Genomic DNA, 5472 nt, shown 5'->3' with positions numbered 1-5472 from the left:
TCTAGGCAGCCGTCATTCTGAGTCCCCAACATTATTAAAATGTTCAGAATTGGTAATGACATCAGGCCATAGACCTCTCTCCACGATAGCTATCGGGATCGAGGTGACAAGGCAAAGTCATTTACAAGATTTGAATGCTATTCATAGTTCTAAACCATTAATTTCTAAATCTGTCAATGGTAGCTTGCCTGCCCATTTTGGCAGGGAGCAATAAATCACTTTCTAATTTGGGAACCCTCCGTGTGACGTGGCAATCCCAAAGTAAAGATAACCCTGAATACAAACTCAACTAATCTCCTTAATCCAAACCTCTGAGGTAAAACTTGAAGCGGCTAATCCTCCATAAGTTCCCGAAATCGGTAATGTATGGGAGGGATGAAAACTGCTGGCCAATGGTATATAATTATGGTCAGTGAAAAGCCCCAAGCTCGGATCAAGGCCGACCCAACCCGCTCCGGGAAGATAAACTTCTATCCATCCATGAAGCTCATGACCTGCATCCAATTCAGGATTGTAAGCATATCCACTGACAAACCTTGTTGCCATACCCAAATTCCTCAACAACGCCATCAGCATCCATGACAAATCCCTGCAAGATCCTTCCTTACTTGAGAATGTCTCCATGGGTGTTAAAAGACCCGGTTCAAAGCGCAATCCATGGATCCAATTTTGGTGGATTTTATCCAATAGGTTGACCAAAAAAGTGACAATATCAGCAGATTGGCTCATGATGGAAAGTCCAAATGCAGTCAATTCAGGTTCGCTTGCTGCTTTTTGATATATTCTCAAAAACTCACCGGTATTTCCGTGATATTCAAAACTATCGAATGGATAAGGAATATTTGGAGAAAGGATAAAACTAAAAGGATTAAAGTCAAATGTTTCAATTTCCAGATCGACATTGACCTCCAAAACATCCGTTTCAATGTTGAATGCTACCTGAAAAAAGGGATTGCCCTCGGCATTTATTCTTTCATTTTTACCCACAGGTTCAGGGGAAATATTCCAATTCGCTTTTTTGATTTTGAAATAAGTTCTCTGCTGGGGAATCAAAAACAACTGATGTGGATTAAGCGGAACTTTCTCCCCATATTGGTATTTTGTAAGATGTTGGATGTGGAGTTTCATTTGCTTCCATTGGTAAACACTTTCATTTCCGGTTCTTCTATAAAAGCTCTTTTTAAAATTTCTGCCGGCAATTCGTGAATGGCTGATTTCAACCTACTGTTCCAAAAAACCGAAATATGTTCCAATTCTTTCTTCTCAAACCGCCTTTCAATGGTATGGTAACTATCATTTTCGAGAATGACAGTATCCAATGGAAAATCCACGTCGTTGGCAGATATCATGGTCGCATCAAAAGCCAAAAAAGCACATTTCAATGCATAATCCAGAGAATCATCATATCCCAATGACCGTCTCAAAACAGGATTTCCCGCACCGGTATTGCCTATGATGACAAAAGGAGTCCCTTTTCGGATTTCAATCCAATTTCCCTGAGGATATAAAAGGTACAATTTGGGTTCTTTGTCATCTTCAAGTTGTCCTCCTATCACCGAAAACAGATTAAATGATAAACCCGACTCCTCTAAGTATTCTTTGTCTTCCTTGGCCACCCGCTTGACCTGATTGCCAAATTCATTGACAGCTTTGTAGAGCTTATTGAAATTTTGGTCCTGTTCTTCTATTACCTCTGTAAAGTAAGTGATGGCTTTATCCCTCACAGAACGTAATCCGGAAGTCATAATGAAAAAAGAATGTTTTTCCCGGTTGACTGTAAATACTTTTTTGGAAGTGGTAGTCTCGTTTCCGGATGTGATTCTGGTGTCAGCAAGGCCTATCAAGCCATGTTTGGTTTTGATTCCTAAGCAAAAGGTCATTCTTGATTACTATGTTGACTGGCAAAGTTATCCTTTATTTGAAAGAAGTTGGCATCTATTTTATTTGATATACTATTTATTTTCACTTGTAGGTCATCAATGTACTCATGAAGGCCACTACTGATGATTTCATTGACATCTGCAAACTCAAGTTTTGATCTCAAAGCACCGATTTCATTTTCAGCACTGTTCCTTATCCCTCCATTTGATCCACCGGAAATTTTATTGAGGCAGTTTTCTGCCTCAACCAGACAGTAGAATACAGACCTGGGAAAATATTTGTTCAAAAAGAGCAAACTGATCACCTTGTCCGGTTCAATGGTGCCATACAGTCTTCTGTAGGTATTAAAAGCTGTTACGGACTTCAATAAGGCAGTCCAATGTAAGAAGTCAAGGGGTGTTCCTACCATATTGGGAGAAGGTAGCAACATGTGGTATTTTACATCCAAAATCCTACTGGTTTTGTCCGCACGCTCTAGATAGAGGCCCAGTTGCCTGAAATACCAACCCTCAGTTCTTGCTACGGTACTTTCCGATAGTCCATAGAGTAGAAGGAGTTGGTTTTTCACACTTTCAAAAAACACCCTGGGATCCTCTCTGTTCCAATCTTTCTTTCCCGCACGCTTCAGCACAAAGTGGTAAAGCTCATTAAGTTTTTCCCAGGTTTCTTTTGTAAGATTTTCCCTTATTACCCTGGCATTTTCCCTTGCAAAAGAAACTGAAGAGATAATTGAATTTGGATTGTCAGTATCAAAAGTCAAAAAATAAATGACCTCCTTCCTGTCAAATCCTTTGTGTTTTGAAGTGTACAATTGACCATCGCCGGTGGCAAACACCAAAGGTTCCCACTGTTCTTTAAGATCCGGAGGCAAGTCCAGCATCAGGTTAAAATTGACATCAATGAACCTGGAATAATTTTCAGCCCTTTCCAGGTACCTACCAAGCCAATAAATGGAATTTGCAACTCTACTTAGCATGTTTAATTTTAGAATTTAGATGTTAGATTTTAGATTGTAGATTTTAGTACCGAAAGCTATCGGGGTGAGAAGGAAGACCGAAGACGGAAGACGGAATAATTTGAACCTACTTGACCACTGCTTACTGACCACTGACCACTGACCACTGCTTACTTATACAGCACCCATGTATCCTTACTGCCACCGCCTTGGGAGCTGTTGACTACAAGGGAACCTTTGGTCAGGGCCACTCTGGTGAGTGCGCCGGGAATGACTTCAATCTCTTCACCATAAAGTATATATGGTCTTAAGTCCACATGGCGGCCTTCAATCCCCTCGTCGGTCAAAGTCGGAACTGTGGAAAGAGACAAGGTGGGTTGGGCTATATAATTGGTGGGGTTACCTTTGATCAATCCACGGAATTTGTCATGTTCTTCTTTAGAGGCTTTTGGGCCTATCAGCATACCATAACCTCCCGCTGCATTGGTTTCTTTTACAACCAATTGTTCTATATTTTCCAGTACATAATTTCTGTCCTTTTCTTCTCTGCACAGGTAAGTAGGCACATTATTTAAAATCGGTTCCTCATCCAGATAGTACTTGATTATCCTGGGAACGTAGGCATAGACTGCTTTATCGTCAGCCACGCCTGTACCGGGGGCATTGGCCATCGCTATATTACCAGCTTTATATGCCTCAAACAAACCGGGCACCCCCAGCATCGAATCGGGATTGAATGCCAAAGGATCTAAAAATGTATCGTCAATTCTTCTATATAACACATCTATTTGCTCCAACCCCTTAGTAGTCTGCATAAAGACCTTATTGTTTTTAGCAATCAGATCTACTCCTGACACCAATTCCACTCCCATTTGCAGGGCTAGGTATGAATGCTCATAATATGCCGAATTGTAAATCCCGGGAGTTAAAACCCCTACAACAGGATTGGGTTTGTTGGATAAAAACTGCAGCATTTTCAGCAACTTGGTCGGATAATCTGAAACCGGCATTACGCCAAGCTGATTGAAGAGGTCGGGATATGCTCTTTTGATGATCTCCCGACTTTCCAGCATATAGGATACTCCGGACGGGCAGCGTAGATTATCTTCCAAAATGTAATATTCACCATTCTTGTCCCTGACAAGGTCCGTACCGGTTATATGGCACCAAATACCCTTGGGTGGGGTCAGGCCTATACAAGGTTCGAGGTAATCTTTGGATTTAAGGATCAATTCCTCCGGAACAACCTTGTCCTTTAATATTTTCCTGTCATTATAAATATCCTGAAGGAATAGGTTCAGAGCGTGAATCCTTTGTTTTAATCCTGCTTCCAATTTGATCCATTCCTTATTCGGGATAATTCTTGGGATAATATCAAGGTGCAAAATCTTTTCTGTTCCCTGATTATCATGGTAAACATTAAAAGTCATTCCCATGGCAACTTGAGTCTTATTTGCAGAAAATTGTAAATGTGACATTCTTTTTGAGGAGGTTTTCTTCAAAATGTTTAAAAAATCCTGATAATGACTCCTACAATTAACCTCATCAGCAAACATTTCGTCATAATTCCCCCCAACTTGGTATTGATTTGTTTCCATAGATTTAAAATTTGTTCAATTATAGATGATATTCTTGAATATAGTGTTTTTAAAAAAGTCAAACAAAAAAATCAACTCAATTATAATAACATATCCAAATTGATATCATTAAAATCCAAAACCAAACAGTTTATTTACAGAATCCATGTTATTTGAGGCTTAAAACTTTGGGGATAAAAAAAACACACAATCAAGGATATCGAATTGACCTATTCTTAAAACACACAAAAAAAGCTTTAGATCAATTAAGACCCAAAGCTTATCATTACGCTATTTGGTGATCAGGAAATCGTAGAACCACTCGCGGTCGCTTCATTAGGCTGCAAAAGCCTAAGCCTGCCATCCCTATCTTCCGCCATCAAAATCATCCCTTCAGAATCCACCCCCATCATCTTCCTTGGCGCAAGATTGATCAACATGGTCACTTGTTTTCCAATCAAATCCTCAGGCTTGAAATGTTCTGCTACTCCGCTCAAAACGGTTTTCACACCCAAGCCTGTTTCCACCGTTAGCCGCAAAAGTTTTTTGGATTTGGGCATGGGTTCGGCGGTCAGCACTTTCACTACCCGCATATCCAACTTTGCAAAATCGTCATAGGTGATGATGTCCTTCATCGGGGCAGCTACCGCATTGGCCAGTTCATTTTGCTTTTTGGATTCCAATAATTTATTGACCTGGGCTTCCACCGCACTGTCTTCAATTTTATCAAAAAGAAGTGCCGCAGGATTGATGCTGATTCCAATCTCTAATAAATCACCGTTTCCGGCCTGTTCCCAGCCCAAACCTTCCAGATTGAACATACCATATATTTTGTCTGATGTGAATGGAAGAAAAGGTTCTGCCACAATCGCAAGATTTGCGGCAATATTCAGCGCAATGTTCAGGATTGTACCTGTTCTTTCTTTGTCCTCTTTGATGGTTTTCCAGGGTTCAGTTTCAGCCAGATATTTATTGCCTGTTCTAGCAAAGTCCATCACAATCGACAAAGCTTCCCTGAACCTATACCGCTCTATAGAAGCAGCAATCTTCTCCGGAAAC

6 protein-coding genes are annotated in these 5472 nt (G+C 40.5%); 1 reads left to right on the top strand and 5 read right to left on the bottom strand.

Translation table 11 applies throughout. The features are described 5' to 3' along the window. Window positions 1-214 (top strand): hypothetical protein (locus ACEW8O_RS11715; protein ID WP_373494815.1); only part of this gene is annotated, 214 nt, incomplete at its 5' end. 71 nt (window positions 215-285) lie between these two features. On the opposite strand, the gene ACEW8O_RS11710 is transcribed toward ACEW8O_RS11715, so the two are convergent. The 5 genes from ACEW8O_RS11710 to metG all read right to left on the bottom strand — a co-directional run. After that, window positions 286-1128, bottom strand: a complete 843-nt coding sequence (locus tag ACEW8O_RS11710) for a transglutaminase domain-containing protein (protein WP_373494814.1) — start codon at window positions 1126-1128, stop codon at window positions 286-288. Continuing rightward, on the bottom strand, window positions 1125-1880 hold the full coding sequence (locus ACEW8O_RS11705; RefSeq protein WP_373494813.1) for a peptidase: 756 nt from the start codon (window positions 1878-1880) through the stop codon (window positions 1125-1127). Before ACEW8O_RS11705 ends, ACEW8O_RS11710 begins: the two co-directional genes overlap by 4 nt. Further along, entirely contained in the window at window positions 1877-2857 is a 981-nt protein-coding gene (locus ACEW8O_RS11700) for an alpha-E domain-containing protein (RefSeq protein WP_373494812.1), read from the bottom strand. The genes ACEW8O_RS11705 and ACEW8O_RS11700 overlap by 4 nt, the downstream gene beginning before the upstream one ends. A 149-nt stretch (window positions 2858-3006) precedes the next feature. Further along, complete coding sequence (locus ACEW8O_RS11695; protein ID WP_373494811.1) at window positions 3007-4434, bottom strand: circularly permuted type 2 ATP-grasp protein; 1428 nt, start codon at window positions 4432-4434, stop codon at window positions 3007-3009. Between the two features lie 281 nt (window positions 4435-4715). Next, window positions 4716-5472: methionine--tRNA ligase subunit beta (metG, locus tag ACEW8O_RS11690; RefSeq protein ID WP_373494810.1), on the bottom strand; the 757-nt coding region annotated here is incomplete at its 5' end.

This window comes from Aquiflexum sp. (assembly GCF_041749095.1).
In the GTDB taxonomy this organism is placed as follows: domain Bacteria; phylum Bacteroidota; class Bacteroidia; order Cytophagales; family Cyclobacteriaceae; genus Aquiflexum.
This window is presented reverse-complemented; position numbering and strand designations above follow the sequence as displayed.

Coding starts and splice junctions, on each gene's coding strand:
- ACEW8O_RS11710 (WP_373494814.1), bottom strand. CDS start 1,128: ATGAAACTCCACATCCAACATCTTACAAAATACCAATATGGGGAGAAA.
- ACEW8O_RS11705 (WP_373494813.1), bottom strand. CDS start 1,880: ATGACCTTTTGCTTAGGAATCAAAACCAAACATGGCTTGATAGGCCTT.
- ACEW8O_RS11700 (WP_373494812.1), bottom strand. CDS start 2,857: ATGCTAAGTAGAGTTGCAAATTCCATTTATTGGCTTGGTAGGTACCTG.
- ACEW8O_RS11695 (WP_373494811.1), bottom strand. CDS start 4,434: ATGGAAACAAATCAATACCAAGTTGGGGGGAATTATGACGAAATGTTT.